The organism is Sulfidibacter corallicola (genome assembly GCF_017498545.1).
Taxonomy (GTDB): domain Bacteria; phylum Acidobacteriota; class Holophagae; order Acanthopleuribacterales; family Acanthopleuribacteraceae; genus Sulfidibacter; species Sulfidibacter corallicola.
Genome location: NZ_CP071793.1, coordinates 7,520,804 through 7,537,043, shown reverse-complemented (window position 1 = coordinate 7,537,043; position 16,240 = coordinate 7,520,804). Strand labels below are relative to the sequence as shown.

Sequence of the window (16,240 nt, the reverse complement as noted above, 5' to 3'; positions counted from 1 at the left end):
CGGGCCAGCCCCCATGTCCCCATGAATCTTTGTCCACGTCTCACCGAGGCCCCTTCCCGAAACGGACCGGCATCCGCGCGCGAATTTCGTCCATCAGCGCCTCGTCGATCTCGTCCAAACCCCGATCGGCGGCGTAGGCCTCCACCCGCTTGACCACCATCCCACGCACGAAGGAGGGAATGCGATCCAAACGCGCCCGCGCCGCCGGATGCCAGCGGACTTCCCGAACCGCATCCTCGCCGTAGGCACTGCCCGAGCGGAACTGGATCGGTTCCGTGCCGTGCCGGCCCGGCTGGTATTCGCACAAGGGGTCCTGGCCCATGACATTGCCGCTCTCGGCGAAGGCCCGGGCGCGGCAGCCACCGCACACGCGGCTGAACTCGCAGGCGCCGCAGCGGTCGGCCATTTGGTTGCGGGCGCGGATGGTGCGAAACAGATCCGATTCCTCCCAAATCTGTTTGAACGTGGTCTCCCGCAGGTTGCCCGCGTAGCTGGGCAGGTAAGGGCACGGGGTGACGTTGCCGTCGGGCCGAATGCCGCAGTAATGGGTGCCCGCGGGACAGCCGCCCGCGCCGGCCGAAAAGGCCTTGAGAAACGGCGACTCGGGATCCTTTTCGTACAACAGGCGCTGGTAGTGGGGCGCGCATTTGGCGTTGATCAACATCTTGCCGTCGAAAGATTTCTGAATGTCCATCAGCTCTTGCAGCACCGCCTCGTATTCATCCTGGCCGATGTCCGTCACCCAGGTTCCGCGACCGGTGGGAACCAGGAAATAGAGGTTGAAGACCCGCGCACCCAATCGATGGGCGAACGCCGCGATGTCGGCGACCTCGCTTCGATTGTGGGTGCCCACCGTGGTCTGCACGATGAACGGCATGTCGTGTTCCGCGAGGATGCGCGAGCCCTCGACCGTATTGCGCCAGGCTCCGCGGACCCGGCGAAAACGATCGTGGACCTCTTCGTCCAAGGCATCGAGCGAAAGACCCACGCCTTTGATGCCGGCCTCCTTCATCCGCACCACCAGGCGCTCGCTGATCAGCACGCCGTTGGTGCCCATCACGCACCACAGTCCCTTGCGCGACGCGTAGTCGGCGATCTCGAACACGTCGGGCCGCAACAGGGGCTCGCCGCCGGTCATGATCACGAGCGCGTTGGGGTTGATCTCACAGATTTGATCCACGACCGCAAAACACGCTTCGGTGGACAGCTCGCCCTTCAGCAGGGACTTCTTGAGCGGGGCACCCTCGATGTAGCAGTGTTCGCATTGCAGGTTGCACCGCCGGGTCAGGTTCCAGGAGATCACATGGGTCTGGACCAGGCCGGAACGCGGTGCCTCGCCGGCGACCGAAAGGGCGGCAGTAGTGGGTTTCGAACCAGAGGACGCCGTCATCGGATCACCTCGCTTCGATTTCGGTTCGATTTGCGGCCAGGGCGGAACCGGCCGCCGCGAAACCGCGATCCGCGGCCTCCGCCTTGGCGGCCAGGAAATCGAGGGCACCCGCGGCCGCGCGTTCCCCGGAGGTGATGCAGTCCGGCAGACCCACCACACCGGCACAGCCGCCCGCCAGGAACAGGCCCGGCCTCTGGTTCGCCAGTGCCTGGACCTGGGCCAACCTGGCGGTCAAGCCCACTTCCTGACGCGGCATGGCCCACGGGAATCGGGTGATGCAGGCATCCAGCGGCATGCCGCGAGCCTGGAGGATGGGCGCCAAATCGCCGTGCACTCGATCGACCCACTCCCCCAAATCCAAGCGCGGCGCCCCCGCGAGCCCATTGCGCAGAAAGACCCGGAACACGGCCTTGTCCGCGGGTACCCGAAAGGGAAATTTGTGGTGCACATAGGTGCAGGCGAAGAAGGACAACCCTTCCGAGGCCGGTACGAAAAACCCGTTGATCGGGGCGACGTTCGCCAATTGGTCGCGGCGGTAGATCAGGTTCAGCGTCGTGCAACTGGCATAGCGGATGCCGCGCAGTTGGGCCGCCAGCGGATCCTCGCGTGGAAACCATGCGGCGGCGCGGTGGGCCGGACCCGCGATCAGGACCGCATCCGCTTCGTGGTGATGTCCCGCCGCGGTCGCCACCCGCCAGCGGGCCGCGACCGAATCGAAAGCGAGTTCCACGACGGGCGTGTTGCAGCAAACCCGACCCTCCAATCGATCGCTCAGGCGGCGGACCAAGGTGCCGGAACCACCGCGCAGCGCGGCCACCATCGGCGCGGGCGGTTTGCCCGTACCGGGTCGGGGCGGCCCTTCCCTGCCCGCTTCCGTCAAGCCACGAACCAGGCTGCCGTACCGCGTTTCCAGGGCCACCAGTTGAGGTGCCACGCGCCTTGCGCTCAACGACTCGGCGTCGGTGAGGAAAATACCGGCCATGATCGGCTCGATCACCCGTTCCAGCACCTCGTGACCGAGGCGCCGCCGGATCAACTGCGCGACGCTCTCCTCTTCCCCGCCCTTGCGGGTACCGATCCAGGGTTCACACAGCATCCGCACCTTGCCTGGCATGCTGAACAGGGGCGAGGCCAGCAGCGGCCGGATCTTGGTCGCCACGCCGAAACGCAATCCTTCGGGCAAGGGATAGGGTGCTCCTCCGCGCAATATCTGAAGGCCGCCGTTGGTTTCGGGAAAATACAATTGGTCCTCGAGGCCCAGCCGATGGCACAAATCCAATCCGGCCGGCTTCTGGGTCACGATCGAGTCCGGTCCGCATTCCAGCAGGCAGCCGTCGCGGCGCTCCGCGCAAATGACACCACCCAACCGCGGCGACCCCTCCAGCAGGGTCAGGGAGATCGGCATCCCCCTTTCGCGCGCCTTCTCCTGAACGAACCAGGCACTGCTCAACCCGCTGATCCCACCACCGATCACCACGATGCGGCGGTGGGGTCCCCGTTCGGCTTCGATTCGGTTTCGTTCGTAAATCGGTTGGGCGCTCACGCGAATCCCCCCTGTTCGTCGCGCGGTGGTTCGAGACGGCTCATTCGTCCCAGAAGTCGTCCGATTCCTCTTCCTCTTGCAAAAGCTCGATCTGCTTCTGCATCCAGGCGTCGAACTCGGCCTGGGTTTCCACGGTGTAGAAGCCTTTCATGCGGTAATGACCCAATCCGCAGAGCTGCGCACAGGCGATCTCCGACTTGACGGTCTTGATCGGCGTGAACCACACCGGAATCACCATGCCGGGAATGGCATCCTGCTTGACGCGCATCTCGGGCAGGTTCAGGCAGTGAATGACGTCCTTGGAAGAGAGGTAGATGATCGCCGGCTTGTTCACCGGCAGGTGGAGCTGGTTGACGGTGACGATGTCGTCCTTGGCGTCGGGATCGTCGCGATCCAGGCCCAAGGGATTGGTCTCGGCGTTGATCAACTCCACGCTGGTCTTGCCGAACACGTTGTCCGCACCCGGGTAGTGCATGTTCCAGGCGAACTGTTCCGCAACCACGCGCACGGTGATGGCTTCGGTGGTGCTGGGAAAGGCGTCGACCCGCTCGCTCCAGATGGGGATCGAAAAGCCGATCAGCAACACGCCTTCGAAAGCGGCGACGGCGATTTCGAGATACTTGGAAGCCTTGCTCTTGACCCCCTTGTAATCCGCGGATTTCTGCTTGGAGCTGCGAAACTTCAAAAGAGCGATGACAAAAAACAGCCCCCACCCCACCAACAGGACGAACATCAAGATGTGGATGATGACCATCAAGTCATCGATTCGGCCACCGTGGGCCGAGGCGTTCTCGGTCATGCCCAACCAATCAACCATGGCAATCGCTCCTTAAACCGTTTAGGAGTGTGACGTTTTCGTGTTTTGAATTCGGTTTTTCCTCGATTTGAGCTGGTAGATGAAAAAGGCCAGAATTCCGGCGAGCAACAGGTAGGTGACGACCAGCATGAACAGAATGGCGGAGGCCATTCCCTTGGTCTGTGGATCCTCGGGATTGCCGAAGCACACCTCGCAGGCCAAGGAGCCGGGTTGGAACAGCGCGATCGCGGTCGCGACCCCCAACCACTTCAGGCAGGCGCGGCCGTTCCCGCTCACGACTCACCCCCGGTTCCGTTGCGCCCCACGTCCTTGAGGATCTTGACGGCATAGCCCGTCAAGCCCAGGCCGAGGATGAAGAACAGGCACCCGAAACCCAGGTGCGACATGTCGTTGGTCATCTTGAAGGCGCGCACGCTCCAGCCGACCACCAGGGTGGTCATGAGGATCGAAATGAGAATGAAGAACACGTGAAAGGCTTTCAAGGACATCAGGACACCTCGATCGGATCGGCATCGTGGAAGAGCGGCAGACCGATCAGGAAGATGAAAAAGAGGGCCGCCAACACCAACAGGCTGTAGATGAGTTTCTTTTCCGAGATGAGGTGCATGAAGTAGGCGCCCACCAGGGACGCCTTGGCCGAGGCGATGATCAGGGCCAACACGATGTTCCCGCTCGTCCCGATATCCACGTAGCTGACGGCGACGGTCACCACGGTGAGGACCAACAGGCCCACGAAAACCATAATGCACTTTCTGAGATGTTGTTTGACGTCTTCAACGCTGCCGTGTTCCATGGAAACCTCCTAAAGCAGGTACAGCACCGGAAAGAGAAAGATCCAGACGAGATCGACGAAGTGCCAGTAGATGCCGGCCACTTCGATGCGATCGGCAAAGTGTTTGGGCTCGGAGTGGAACATGCCGCTGCCCGGCCCCCAGAAGTAGATCATGACCACCAGCCCACCGACGACGTGGAGCCCGTGCAACCCGGTAAGCGTGAAATAGATGCCCAGGAAATTGTCGGTACTGGGATAGAGGCCGTGGCTGAACTTCGCGTTGTATTCGTAGGCTTTGGCGATCATGAAGACGAACGCCAACAGGATGGTCAGCCCGAGGTAGAGTCGGAACTTTTTGAATTCGTTGAACTTGACCGCCCCCCAGGCCAGCAGCACGGTGATGCTGGACGAAATCAGGACCACCGTGTTGAACGCGGCGATGGGCACGTTGAGCACCTCGTGGCCGGCCGGCCAGTCGGGACTGTTGATGCGCAGCAGAATGTAGGAGGAGAACAGGGCGCCGAACAACATGACCTCGGAGGCGAGAAACAGCCAAATGCCCAGCTTGGAATTGTGCAGCCCGGTATCGGGCCGGGTCTCGACGGTGTAGGGAATCTGCATCTTCAGGCCTCCAACTCGAGGTTTTGGGGCAGGTAATCACCTTGTTTCAGATCGGGATGGCTGTATTCGTAGGGGCCGTGATGAACCACGGGCGTTTGGGTGAAGTTGCCGTGGGGCGGCGGCGTGGGGGTCTGCCAGTCGAGGGTGGTCGCCTGCCAGGGGTTCTCTTCGGCGCGTTCCCCCGTGCGCAGGGACATGAAGAAGTTGACGATGAAGAAGAACTGGAACAGGCCCAGCGTCCACGACGAATGGGACATGATCTTGTTGAGGTAGAGCACGGGTTCGGCGAATTCGTAGGAGGCGCCGCCGTCGTACAAGCGCCGAGAAACCCCGTTGAGGCCCTGAATGAGCATGGGGAAGAAAATGCCGTTCATGCAAACCAGGGTTCCCCAAAAGTGAATGTGCCCCAAGGTCTTGTTCATGTGGCGTCCGGTGATCTTGGGGTACCAGAAGTAGATGCCCGCGAACAGCGCCATGATGGTGCCCGGCGCCACCACGTAGTGGAAGTGGCCGATCACGTAGTAGGTGTCGTGCAGCGGAATGTCGGTCGCCGTGAGGCCCAGCGGCAGGCCCGTCAGGCCGCCGATACCGAACATCGGCAGGAACCCGAGCGCGAACAGCATCGGAATGGAAAACCGAATGGATCCACCCCACAGGGAAATGAACAGGTTGGACAGAATGATCACCGAGGGTATGGAGATGATCATGGTCGTCGCCTGGAAGAAGGCGCTGATGGACGTGCCCATCCCGGTGAGGAACATGTGGTGCGCCCACACCATGAAGCTCATGAAGCCCAGGAACAAGGTGGCGTACACCATGCCGCGGTAACCGAACAGGGGTTTGCGGGTGTTGTTGGCGATGACCTCGGCCACGATGCCCATCGCCGGCAGGATCAGGACGTAGACCTCGGGGTGGGCCAGGAACCAGAACAGGTGTTGCCACAGCAAGGGACTGCCGCCCCCGGCCACCTCGAGCGGCTGGCCGTCGACCACCAGTCCGGACGGCAGGAAGAAGCTGGTGTCGGCCAGGCGGTCCATGAGCTGAAGCACCGCGGCCGCTTCCAACGGCGGAAAGGCCAACAGCAGCAGGAACGCCGTCACCAACTGGGCCCACACGAAGAAGGGCATGCGGAAGAAGGTCAATCCCTCGGCACGAAGCTGGATCGTGGTCACGATGAAATTGATCGAGCCCAGCAGCGACGAGGTAATCAGGAACACCATCGCGATCAGCCAGACGGTCTGGCCCGTGGTGGCGATGTCGGCCAGCGGCGGGTAGGCGGTCCACCCGGAATTGGCGGCGCCGCCGGGGGCCAGAAAGCTGCACAACATCACGATCCCGCCCGCAAGGAAGCACCAGTAACTGGCCATGTTCAACTTGGGGAAGGCCATGTCCGGCGCCCCGATCTGAAGCGGCAGAACGTAGTTGCCGAAGGCGCCGACGGCCAGCGGAACGATACCCAAGAACACCATGATGGTGCCGTGCATCGCCCCCAGTGAATTGTAGAACTCGGGCAACATGACCCCGTTGGGCATGGTCGCCTCGCTGAACAGGCCGCCGATGATGGGAAGCGGCTCACCGGGATAGGCCAATTGCCAACGCATCAGCATCGCCAGGCAGAATCCGGTGAACAGGAAGACCAGGGCGGTGATCCCGTATTGGATGCCGATCACCTTGTGGTCTACGGAGAAAACATATTTGCGCCAGAACCCTAATTCGTGGTCATGGTCGGGATCGTGATCGTGCGTGGGGGCATGTACATCATTCATGGCTACCTCGAAAGGATGGGGGGAGCACGGAAACGGAGATGCCGAGTGTCTCGGGCCGCGCATCGACGGTGCGACGCGGGCCCACGAACGAAACGGCGTCTCATTTGTTCCGCGAGAAGGTGAAGTCCGCGGTCTGGGAATCGCCGTCGGAACCGATGGTCACTTTGGCCGTTTGGGTACCGAGCTTCTCGTGCCAGGCTTCGATTTCATAGGTGCCTGGCGCCAAATCGGCGATCTTGAAGGCACCGTCCTTGCCGGTTACCGAGAAGAAGGGATGATCCAGCACGACCAAATAGGCTTTCATCCAGGGATGGACATTGCACTTGAGAACGATCTTGTCCTCGGCGCGGGAAAATTTCCGGACGGCTTCGGTGGTTCCCTTGGGCATGCCGAGGTTGAAGCCCCGGTTGACCTTGGCCTGCACGTTGACGTTGTGCAAAATACCGTCGGAATTCAGGATCTTGATGTCCTGGTTCACCATGACCGCCAAAACGTGGGGCACGTAGGTGCAGCCTTTCTGATCCATCACGGCGGCTTCCTTGGGCGGATCCCATTTCTTGTCGGGGAGACCGCTTTTCACGCGAACCAACACGTTCGCCATCGTTTGACCTTCGCCCAAGACCAGCACTTCGGAACGCGCCGGTTCTTCCTGGTGATGATTGGCGCAAACCGGATCGGCATCCATACGCAGCGCTTTCATCTTGGGAACCTTGCCTTCCCACTTGATCGTGCCGCTGACCTCACCCGCCGCGAGCGGCGCCGCCAACAGGACCGATAGGACTACGAGACTGATCATCTGCTTAGCCACGGAGAACCTCCTTGATAGGCCGGTTCCTCGTGGTGGCGAGACCCCGGCAGCCCCCACAAAACAACCGACTGAAGTTAACTTTCCATTTAAACTTTTGATTTCAGGCATTATATCACCTACAAAACTACCGCGCCTACAGTTTGGAAACCAGTACTTCGTTGCGGAAAAAGTACACGGCCACGGGTGGGTTCTGCTGGCCGGCACCAAAGAGCTGCACCGGTTCCTTGCGATAAATCCACTGTTCCACGGGGCCTTCGGCGTCCCGCTGCACGTGGATTTCCTCGGATTTGGGCATGATGCAGAGAAACATCGATTTGCTCATGCCCAACCGGATGCGTCCCGCTTGGATGGCCGACCATTGGTCGGGGGTGAACGGATAGGTGTCGCGGGGATTGGTCCGAAAGGCGTAGTCATCGCCGAAATCGGTGCGCAGGTAGAAACGACGACCCGGGATTTCGTGAAATCGGACACGCGCCTCTTTCATGAAGAGCACGCGCACGCTCTTGACGGTCAAGGGTTTGAGAAACGTCAGCCGATATCCCTCGGCCATGCCGCGGCCGACCCACAGGGTATCGCCCTTCTCGAGGAAGGGTTCGGCGTCGCCCCCCATGAACGCGGGCAACAACAGAAAGCAGACGAGGGTCATCATCAGGACAGGCCTCCTCGGTGCTTCTTGCGGGCACTGATCATCGCCATGAATTGCAGCACGACGAGGAGCAGCGCGGCGCCGGCGGACTTGAGGTAGACCGAACTGTCGGGCGGCTCTTCCAATTGGAGGTAATACCAGGCACTGAGCGAACCCTTGGCGCCTTCTTCCTCGTTGTGACCGTCCCAGGCCCAGAACGCGATGGGGATGAAGGTCCCCACATCGAGCATCACGTCGCCGGAGGTGGTCTTGAGATCCCGCGAGATCAGCAGCGTGTAGGTGCCGTTGCGATACCGGATCGTGCCCGACAACCCGCTTTCGGTGATCTCCGAGGTTTGTTCACGGCCCTTGGCCAGTTGATTGGCGAGAAGAGGTGACCCCTCGTAGGCCACGAAGTAATTTTGCCAGTCGCCCTCGCGCGGGCTCTTTTCGTCGGAACGGGCGATGCCGTCGTGGTTGCGCCAGCGCCATAGGTTGGCCGGCGAAGCGCTTTCGCCCATCACGAAATAGGGCCGTTGGTTGGACTGGACCTCACCGGCCGGGAACTGGATGGCGAAGCCGTCGTCGAGAGCCACGACCGTCTCTTCCTCGTCGTCGAAAAAGTCGTCCTCTTCCGATTCTTCTTCCTCTTCGGTGGCCAGGCTGTAACTGGGATCGTCCCATTCCAACAGCAGGGTGAGCTCGCTGTCGTTGTGCAGGCCGCGCACGTGCACACCCAACACGGTCGGATTGATGTTGATCGGTTCCCACATGACTTGGGCCGTCAGGGGAAAATAGGCGGTTTGGGCATCGGCCCAACGGGGATCGTCGAGTGACTCGGGCAGGTCGCCCTCGACACGTCCGGCGATCAGAATCGAGGAGGGTTCGGGCTCCGCCAGGGTCGACAGGCTTTGAACGTAGGCGGCCAGGGCCCAGCGCTGGTCGGGTTTCAGCGAATCGGCGAAGGACGCCATCGGCGTTCCCGAAATACCGGTGGTAAAGGCCTTGTAGATGTCGGACAGGCTGTTGCCGGAGCGAAACCGCCAGGACTGAGCCAAATTGGCCGCCTTGATGGGATCGCCGAGATCGTCCTCGAGACCCGGTGCGGAGGGACCGTCCGCCCGGCCGTCGTGACCGTGGCAGTCGCCGCAACCGCTGGACAGGTAGACCTGCATGCCCTCGGCGATCAGCGCGTCGGTCACCTTGGGCGGTGCGCCCATCTCGATCACCTTCGGCGGCCAGAAGCCGTCTTCCTTGTCGCGCTCGAGCCGGTCCTGGTAGAAGCTGGGCAGGTAGTCGACCACCGCGTCGATTTCGGCCTGGCCGATGTGGGAGAAGGCCGGCATGCTGGTGCCGGGAATGCCGTCGCGCACCACGCGGACCAGATCCTCGCGGGTGGGCAGGTATTCGGAGCCGGTACTGCGGAACTTGAACACACCGGTGGTGAAGTCGCGCGGCTTGGGGATCACGAAATCGGCGGCGTATCCCCGGCCGTCGCCCTGGTCGCCGTGGCACTGGGTGCAGTACTTGTCGTAGACGACCTTGCCGTCGGCGGCGAACAGGGACGACGTCCACCCCGACACCAATAACAGGATCAAGGCGCATGAGAGCCGACAGATCGACCGGAACGGGCCTCGCCGGGCCTTTCCGGCCTGGGCGGAGCTCACGAAGGGTCGCACTCGGGTTGGTCCGTTCATCAGTGCCCTCCCGATTCGGTCTGGCTGAGGACCGTCCGCGGTTCTTTTTCGACGGCGTCGTAGAGGTACATGGTCACCGCCCAGATCTCGTCGGCGGTCAGCCGGTCCTCCCAGGCGGGCATCGCCGAATTCCACGGCGTGGCCTCGCGCGGCAGTCCGGGCCCGCCCTTGGCGATGCGCCAGAACACGTAGGATTCGGTCAGGATCGCCAAGGTGGCGTCGCCGGTGAACTTGGCCGGCGCCGGCACGAACCCCTTGGCGAAATGGCCGTCGCCGGCCCAGGTATCGCCATGACAGTAGAAGCAGCGTTCGTAGTAGACCTTCTTGCCCACCTCCAGGTGCTCGTCGAACTTTGCGGGCTCCGCGCGCAAGGGATTGGTCAGCGTGGTCAGGTCGTAGCTCTCGCCGCGAAACGTGATCGACTCCGGGTTGGCCGGGTGCACCGTGCGGAACGGCGGCGGCGGCGTCGTCTGCGGTTTGACCGCCTGATAGGTCTGGAAACCCGCAAACAGGGGGATGAGCACGAACAGGACGTTGCGCAGCATCCGATGTACGCCGGTCGCCCCGATCAAGGCTTCGTAGATCGGTGACTTGAACCGCTCCCAGCGCTCGGTTTCGGTGGCCATGTACAGCAGCAGGACGCCCAGCGTGATCGCCATGTACTGGCTCACGAGCGTGGCGGGAATCGGCTTGCTGAGGACTTGGATGCCGAGCGTGTAAAACAGGTAGGAAGCGATCAACAACACGAAAAATTGGAACAACGGGTGCTTCAGCATGGGTCACCTCCCCGATCCGTCGAGGGTCATGAGGTAGGCCATCAGATCGTTGAGATCCTTGCCTCCCAATGCTTCGCCGAAACCCACGGGCATGATCGGCGGATAGCCGCCAACCACCACCTTGTTGGGATCCAGGATGGATTCGTAGATGTAGGCCGCCGTGTTGATTCGCGCGATTTCGGACAGGTCCGGTCCCACCGCCTGGCCTTCGCCGTCCACCTGGTGACAGGCGTAACAGGTACCGGCCCCGAAGAACAGGTCCCGCCCCTGCTCGGCGTTGCCCAGCATCACCACGCCGCTGGGCGCTTCGTCGCTCGGCTCGGCGGCCTGGTCCGACCCGGGGATGTCGTCCTTGGTGATCGTGATCTCGCCGCCACCGAGCCCCTGCAGGTACCCCAGCACCAGGTACAGTTCCTGGGGGGTGAGGTTGATCGGCGGCTTGTCGACGCGCGGCATGATGTTGCCGTAGCCCTCGACCAGGAAGACACCGGGGTCCACCAGGGCATCGACCAGGTATTTGTTGGCGGACACGCCCTCGACCCGCTCGCCCGCGATCTTGGCCACGTCCTTGAGGTCCGGCGCCCGCGGTCCGGCGGTGCCCACACCGTGGCAGAGCCCGCAGGTTCCCTTTCCGAAGAACAGCTTTTCACCCATGGCCGACACGGTCGCCTGATCGAGGGACCAGACGTCCTGGTCGGCCCCGATCTCCACCGGCGGCTGGTGTTCCACCTGGGGAATCGAGTTGGCGAAGTAGACAAAGCCGCCGATGACCACCATGCAGAAGGCACCCATCTTGGCGAAGACCGCGATCCCGCGCCGCGATATGCCCGAAAAACCTTCCTTGATCGAGCCCAGACCGCCCAGCCAGAAGATGAAACTGATCATGACCACGAAGATGATCACGGACAGCGAGATCCGCAGCGAGGCCTGGCCCAGGGTCGGCAGGAAGGCATCGGCGGACGTGTCGCGATAGACGCCGTACACGTGCCAGTGTTGGCGCAGCGCGGAGCGGGCGTAGCCCATCAGGCCCATCAGCCAGCAGAAGGTCAGGGCCAACAGGAACAGGGCGTACTGGGAACGCTCCGGGATCTTACCCCAATGGATCGAGCCCATCGGCTTGGCGTTCTTGAACAGCGGGAAATCGATGGCGGTGTAGGCGATGATCGCCAGCAGCACGGCCAGCACCTGTTGCGGGGCGAAGCCGATGCGGGTGGCCGCATCCACGAAGTAGCCGCGCACGCCCAGGTAGATGACCCAGGCCGAGGCGAGCCCCAGGATGACCCACTGAATCGTCAGGCCGGCGGTCTGCCAGCTCACCGTCGCCTCTTTGTTCCCGCGACGATACAGCATGAAGCTCAGGAAGGTGGTGAGGATCATGATGTTGACCGCGGTGTTCTTCGCCGACATCACGCCCAACACCCCGAGTAGAGGGTGGTGGGTGCCGCCCATGCGCCGCGCCTCTTCCAGGCTGGCGACCAACGAGTGGGGGGTCGACCAGACCAGGACGCACACCAGGAGCACGAACAGCATGTACTTGATGTACTTGCTGTAGCGCTCCGCACCGTCGATGCGCTCCATGCCGGTCCATAGGTAGAAATTGGCGGAGAGGAACAGGATCCCGATCATGATCGCCTGAATGATCCACAGCCAGGACAGGAATCCGCCCATGAGCGTGATGCCCATCTGCTGGTTGTGGTCGTAGATCTCCTTGCCCAGCCAGTAGCCGGCGAAGGGCAGCACCAGAAAGACCGAGACGGCGACCATGTTGCCCACGTAGCCCATCCAGTCGTAGTAGGCGCGGTCCTCGTCCTTTTCGGCGACCAGGAACTTGTAGGCGGCGTAGGCGCCGGCGATGGCGCCGCCGAACACGGCGTTGGCGATCAGGCGGTGAATGTTGAGGGGGTGCCAGGTGGCGTTGTTGATCGCCTCCCAGACGCTGATCACGACCCCGGTTTCGGGATCCAGGCCGTTGGGCGTCATCATGAAGGTGGCCCAGGCGTTGGTCATGAACACCAATGCCGTGCCCCAGAGGTTCAGCAACAGGCCCAAAAACAGGTGCACCACCTTGCGGCCGCCGCTCTTCAACCAATCCCAGCCATACCAGTACAGGTAAAGCGTGAACGATTCACAGAAGAACAGGATCGGGTAGATCCACATGGTGGGTTTGAAGACGCCGGCCATGTAGTTCCAGAACCGCGGGTAGAAGGTGATGATCAGAAACAGCAGCAGCCCGCCCAAGGCGGCGGTGGCCGAGAAGCCGATCAACGAGAGCTTGATGAATTCCCGGGCCAGGCGGTCGTACCGTTCCTCCTTGGTGAGGAACCCGATCAGCTCGATGATCAGGGCGAACATGGGCACACCGAGAATGAAGGCGGCGAACATCAGTTTGACCTGCGCCACGATCCACACGATGTTGCGCGAAGAAAACTTGCCCACCTGACGGTATTCGCCGCCGGCCTCCGGAACCTGGGCAAAGACCGCGCACGCACTCAACATCACGAGTGCCAGGACCAAAAATGAAATCCATCGTCTGGTAGAGTCCGTTCTTTTCATGCGCCCATGCTCCTCGATCGATACAGGGTCTATCCGGCGCGAATGAGTCGGACAGTCCGGCTTAGGGTGTGGGGTACCGCAGACTGTCCACCTCGTTGAGGACGGGAGTTTCCTTTTTTTCTTCAGCTTGCTTCTGTGCGGCATGGAAGGGACACACGGCCTTGGGGATGTCGGCCGAGGTCGCGGGTTCGCTGGATTTGATTTGGGCGATGACTTCGTCGAGGGCCGCATCTCCGCCGCCACTGAGCAGCTCGTCCATCATTTGGCGGCCTTCTTCCAGACCCGCTTCCACCATGGCGAGGGTGATGGTTTCGGCCCGATCGCGATCGGCGATGCCTTCGATCCTCAGTTGGGTCCGATCGCGCATGAAGCCGGCCGGTACGCGGAACAAACGAGCCAAGGCCTGCGCGTCCCAGTCGAGACGGGACAGGAGCGCGTTGCCGCTGTCGTCGCGACCAATCTCGCGATTGGCGGAGGCCGGTTCCGTTGGGGCTTCGGCGTGCGCTGCCAAGTTCCGCGCCGACGACACCGTGATCGGAAGGCTGCCCAGTTCCTCGGCGATGATCGTGCGTACCTGTTCCAGGGTGATCGTGTCGATGCGTTTGATTCGCGCCGACTTCTCGACGCGCGCCTTGACGCGGCGCATCTGGTACTTGTCTTCGATGGCGCGCAATTCGAGGCGCGCCTCCTTGCTCCACTTCAGTTTGCGGCCGTCGTAGGTGTCTTCCGGTTCGACCCCGCCCTCCATCGCGGCGATGCGGGCCACCATCTCCTCGCTGACCACGTCGAAATCGGTGGCGCCACACACCGAACACTGGACGGGATCGGCGACCTTGGCGACCACGCCACATGCGCGGCACACCGAGACCCGGTTCTCCTGGGCGTAGTCGATGGCCAATTTCTCGGCCAGATCCTCGGTGACCCGGCGGGTGTACTTGGGCATGTAGCGTTCCATGGCCTCCGTGATCAGGTCGGAGGTGATCACGCTGTGACCCTGTTCCAGCGCCATGCGCAGGATTCCGGTTCGGGCGATGCCGCGCACGAAGGAGGGCACCCGGTTCATGCGTTCCTTGGCTTCGGGCGTCCACACGATCGATTCCTCGGCCTTTTGATCCAACTTGGGCACCTCGACCCGCGAGCACAGGTACACGTCGCAGGGGCAGAGCCGCAGCAGGTTGTCGGTGACGTTGCCCAGTCCTGGCGTGCCGGATTCGCTGTGCACACCCAGCCGGCCCAGCATCAGCAGGTAGGGCTCGGTCTTGCGCACGTGATCGAGAATTTTCTGGAAGGCCTTTCCGTCGAGCAGGGTCTTGGTCACCGGGACGCCGTGGTTCTCGGCGATGGATTCGGCCACGTTCAGGTGCGATTGGTAGATCTGGGCCAGGCCGGTGTCGATGATCTCTTCGTGAAGCTGGTTCTGCTCTTCGAAACGAAACACTTTTTTGGCTTTTTGGGAGAGCACGCCGACGATGCCGTTGAACACCGAGTAATGGAGATAGGGATCGTAGACCGAGATCAGTTCGACCTTCTTGTCGAGTGTCCGCGCCAATTCGAAGGCCGTGACGAGGCCGCCGAAGGAGAGCGGACTGCCGTCGATCGCCACCAGGATGGTGTCGCGATGGGCCAACTTCTTGGTGCGGAACTCCTTGACGACCCACATGTCGCGATTCACCGCGCGGGTCACCTGGGCACAGACCGAACCCAATTGGCTGTCCTTGACCTTGCCGATCCCCTGGGCGCCGATGATCGTCAGGTCGTAGTCCGAAGCCTCGATGTCCTTGATGATTTCGGTGTAGTGCTTGCCGTCCATCATCTTGCGCTCGAAGGGCAGTTCACGGTCGCGACAGGCCGCTTCCATCTGGTCGAGGTAACTGTCGGAAATCAGCTCGAGCCCCATGGTGATCAGGCTGTCGTGAATTTTTCGCTGGCGTTCAAGTTCCTGTTCTTGGAGGTATTCTTCAGGCAGTGTATATTCCATCTGCTTGAAGCGATAATCGTGCATGCTCGCGGCGTAAACATGGGAGCCGGTAAGCTTGGCGCCGGTCTTGGCGCCCAAGTTAACTGCAATCTCTACAGCACGATTGGAAAAGTCGGAATTATCGACAGGTACATAGATAGACTTCACCATGGAAAACCTCCTATGGTTTTCGTCTTTGAGCCACGGTTCAATTTTTCAAAACAAGGATTTTCACCACAGATCTTACAGCATCCCTTAACGAAAAAGCAACATTCCGAAAATAAAGACAACCTTGTGTCCCCATTCACCTCAAAAAAGAGAGCCCCCGTGAATGTATCGAGGAATGAATGCTGACTTCATTGAGCTTACCGACGGGAGAGTTATCCTCCAGTCGCCACGGGAGGGCAGGCCGGCGCGGTGCGCGGTTCGCAGCGGTGGTTCGAGTTTCCCCGGTGAAGTGAAAGCCGCGGCAGTGCCGGTATTTGCGGAGGGCCGCTTTCGGGGGGCCGGTTGCGGACGGCCGGTATGGACGGCCGCTTTCGAAGGGCCGGCATGGACGAAAGGTGTGGACTATGTTTGGGTGATCGTCGTTTGGGGTTTCACGATCCCTTTGGGGTTTCACGATCCCATGGATGCACCTGCCCCCACGATCTACCCAATGTCCGGATCATTTCCGTTCGCGGCCAATCCTGGAGGGATGCCCCCGGGTGCCACGCCTTCATCCATGGGTGATCGCTCTCTGGCGTTTCACGACACCATGGATGCACGACTCCCCGATCAACCGCACGGCCGGATCATTTCCGTTCGCGGCCAATCCTGGAGGGATGGCCCCGGGTGCCACGCCTTCATCCATCGGTGATCGCTCTCTGGCGTTTCACGACACCATGGATGCACGACTCCCCGATCAACCGCACG

The 16,240-nt window shown here is 61.6% G+C and carries 14 protein-coding genes; all 14 read right to left on the bottom strand.

Annotated elements, in window-relative coordinates; genetic code table 11:
* Positions 1–40: 40 nt before the first annotated feature.
* Entirely contained in the window at positions 41–1,390 is a 1,350-nt protein-coding gene (locus J3U87_RS23205; RefSeq protein ID WP_237378160.1) for a radical SAM/SPASM domain-containing protein, read from the bottom strand.
* 4 nt (positions 1,391–1,394) lie between these two features.
* Positions 1,395–2,933 (bottom strand): protoporphyrinogen oxidase, encoded by a 1,539-nt coding sequence (hemG, locus tag J3U87_RS23200; RefSeq protein ID WP_237378159.1) that lies wholly within the window; start codon positions 2,931–2,933, stop codon positions 1,395–1,397.
* Between the two features lie 40 nt (positions 2,934–2,973).
* Positions 2,974–3,750 (bottom strand): cytochrome c oxidase subunit II, encoded by a 777-nt coding sequence (locus tag J3U87_RS23195; RefSeq protein ID WP_237378158.1) that lies wholly within the window; start codon positions 3,748–3,750, stop codon positions 2,974–2,976.
* A gap of 21 nt (positions 3,751–3,771) precedes the next feature.
* Positions 3,772–4,026: a hypothetical protein gene (locus J3U87_RS23190; RefSeq protein WP_237378157.1), complete on the bottom strand. Its 255-nt coding sequence runs from the start codon at positions 4,024–4,026 to the stop codon at positions 3,772–3,774.
* Positions 4,023–4,238 (bottom strand): hypothetical protein, encoded by a 216-nt coding sequence (locus J3U87_RS23185; RefSeq protein ID WP_237378156.1) that lies wholly within the window; start codon positions 4,236–4,238, stop codon positions 4,023–4,025. Before J3U87_RS23185 ends, J3U87_RS23190 begins: the two co-directional genes overlap by 4 nt.
* Entirely contained in the window at positions 4,238–4,543 is a 306-nt protein-coding gene (locus J3U87_RS23180) for a cytochrome C oxidase subunit IV family protein (protein WP_237378155.1), read from the bottom strand. The genes J3U87_RS23185 and J3U87_RS23180 overlap by 1 nt, the downstream gene beginning before the upstream one ends.
* A 9-nt stretch (positions 4,544–4,552) precedes the next feature.
* On the bottom strand, positions 4,553–5,143 hold the full coding sequence (locus tag J3U87_RS23175) for a cytochrome c oxidase subunit 3 (protein ID WP_237378154.1): 591 nt from the start codon (positions 5,141–5,143) through the stop codon (positions 4,553–4,555).
* A 2-nt stretch (positions 5,144–5,145) separates the two neighbouring features.
* The gene (locus J3U87_RS23170; RefSeq protein ID WP_237378153.1) at positions 5,146–6,909 is read right to left on the bottom strand and encodes a cytochrome c oxidase subunit I; all 1,764 of its coding nucleotides are present in this window, start codon (positions 6,907–6,909) and stop codon (positions 5,146–5,148) included.
* Positions 6,910–7,009: 100 nt separating this feature from the next.
* Positions 7,010–7,717, bottom strand: coding sequence for a carboxypeptidase regulatory-like domain-containing protein (locus J3U87_RS23165; RefSeq protein ID WP_237378152.1), 708 nt, complete (start codon positions 7,715–7,717; stop codon positions 7,010–7,012).
* 133 nt (positions 7,718–7,850) lie between these two features.
* Positions 7,851–8,366 (bottom strand): hypothetical protein, encoded by a 516-nt coding sequence (locus J3U87_RS23160; protein ID WP_237378151.1) that lies wholly within the window; start codon positions 8,364–8,366, stop codon positions 7,851–7,853.
* Positions 8,366–10,039: a c-type cytochrome gene (locus J3U87_RS23155; protein WP_237378150.1), complete on the bottom strand. Its 1,674-nt coding sequence runs from the start codon at positions 10,037–10,039 to the stop codon at positions 8,366–8,368. The genes J3U87_RS23160 and J3U87_RS23155 overlap by 1 nt, the downstream gene beginning before the upstream one ends.
* On the bottom strand, positions 10,039–10,815 hold the full coding sequence (locus J3U87_RS23150) for a c-type cytochrome (RefSeq protein ID WP_237378149.1): 777 nt from the start codon (positions 10,813–10,815) through the stop codon (positions 10,039–10,041). The genes J3U87_RS23155 and J3U87_RS23150 overlap by 1 nt, the downstream gene beginning before the upstream one ends.
* Before the next feature lie 3 nt (positions 10,816–10,818).
* Positions 10,819–13,329 (bottom strand): cytochrome ubiquinol oxidase subunit I, encoded by a 2,511-nt coding sequence (locus J3U87_RS23145; protein WP_237378148.1) that lies wholly within the window; start codon positions 13,327–13,329, stop codon positions 10,819–10,821.
* Positions 13,330–13,429: 100 nt separating this feature from the next.
* Positions 13,430–15,496, bottom strand: coding sequence for a universal stress protein (locus tag J3U87_RS23140; RefSeq protein ID WP_237378147.1), 2,067 nt, complete (start codon positions 15,494–15,496; stop codon positions 13,430–13,432).
* Between the last annotated feature and the right edge of the window lie 744 nt (positions 15,497–16,240).

Coding starts and splice junctions, on each gene's coding strand:
- J3U87_RS23205 (WP_237378160.1), bottom strand. CDS start 1,390: ATGACGGCGTCCTCTGGTTCGAAACCCACTACTGCCGCCCTTTCGGTC.
- J3U87_RS23195 (WP_237378158.1), bottom strand. CDS start 3,750: ATGGTTGATTGGTTGGGCATGACCGAGAACGCCTCGGCCCACGGTGGC.
- J3U87_RS23185 (WP_237378156.1), bottom strand. CDS start 4,238: ATGTCCTTGAAAGCCTTTCACGTGTTCTTCATTCTCATTTCGATCCTC.
- J3U87_RS23180 (WP_237378155.1), bottom strand. CDS start 4,543: ATGGAACACGGCAGCGTTGAAGACGTCAAACAACATCTCAGAAAGTGC.
- J3U87_RS23175 (WP_237378154.1), bottom strand. CDS start 5,143: ATGCAGATTCCCTACACCGTCGAGACCCGGCCCGATACCGGGCTGCAC.
- J3U87_RS23170 (WP_237378153.1), bottom strand. CDS start 6,909: ATGAATGATGTACATGCCCCCACGCACGATCACGATCCCGACCATGAC.
- J3U87_RS23160 (WP_237378151.1), bottom strand. CDS start 8,366: ATGATGACCCTCGTCTGCTTTCTGTTGTTGCCCGCGTTCATGGGGGGC.
- J3U87_RS23155 (WP_237378150.1), bottom strand. CDS start 10,039: ATGAACGGACCAACCCGAGTGCGACCCTTCGTGAGCTCCGCCCAGGCC.
- J3U87_RS23150 (WP_237378149.1), bottom strand. CDS start 10,815: ATGCTGAAGCACCCGTTGTTCCAATTTTTCGTGTTGTTGATCGCTTCC.
- J3U87_RS23140 (WP_237378147.1), bottom strand. CDS start 15,496: ATGGTGAAGTCTATCTATGTACCTGTCGATAATTCCGACTTTTCCAAT.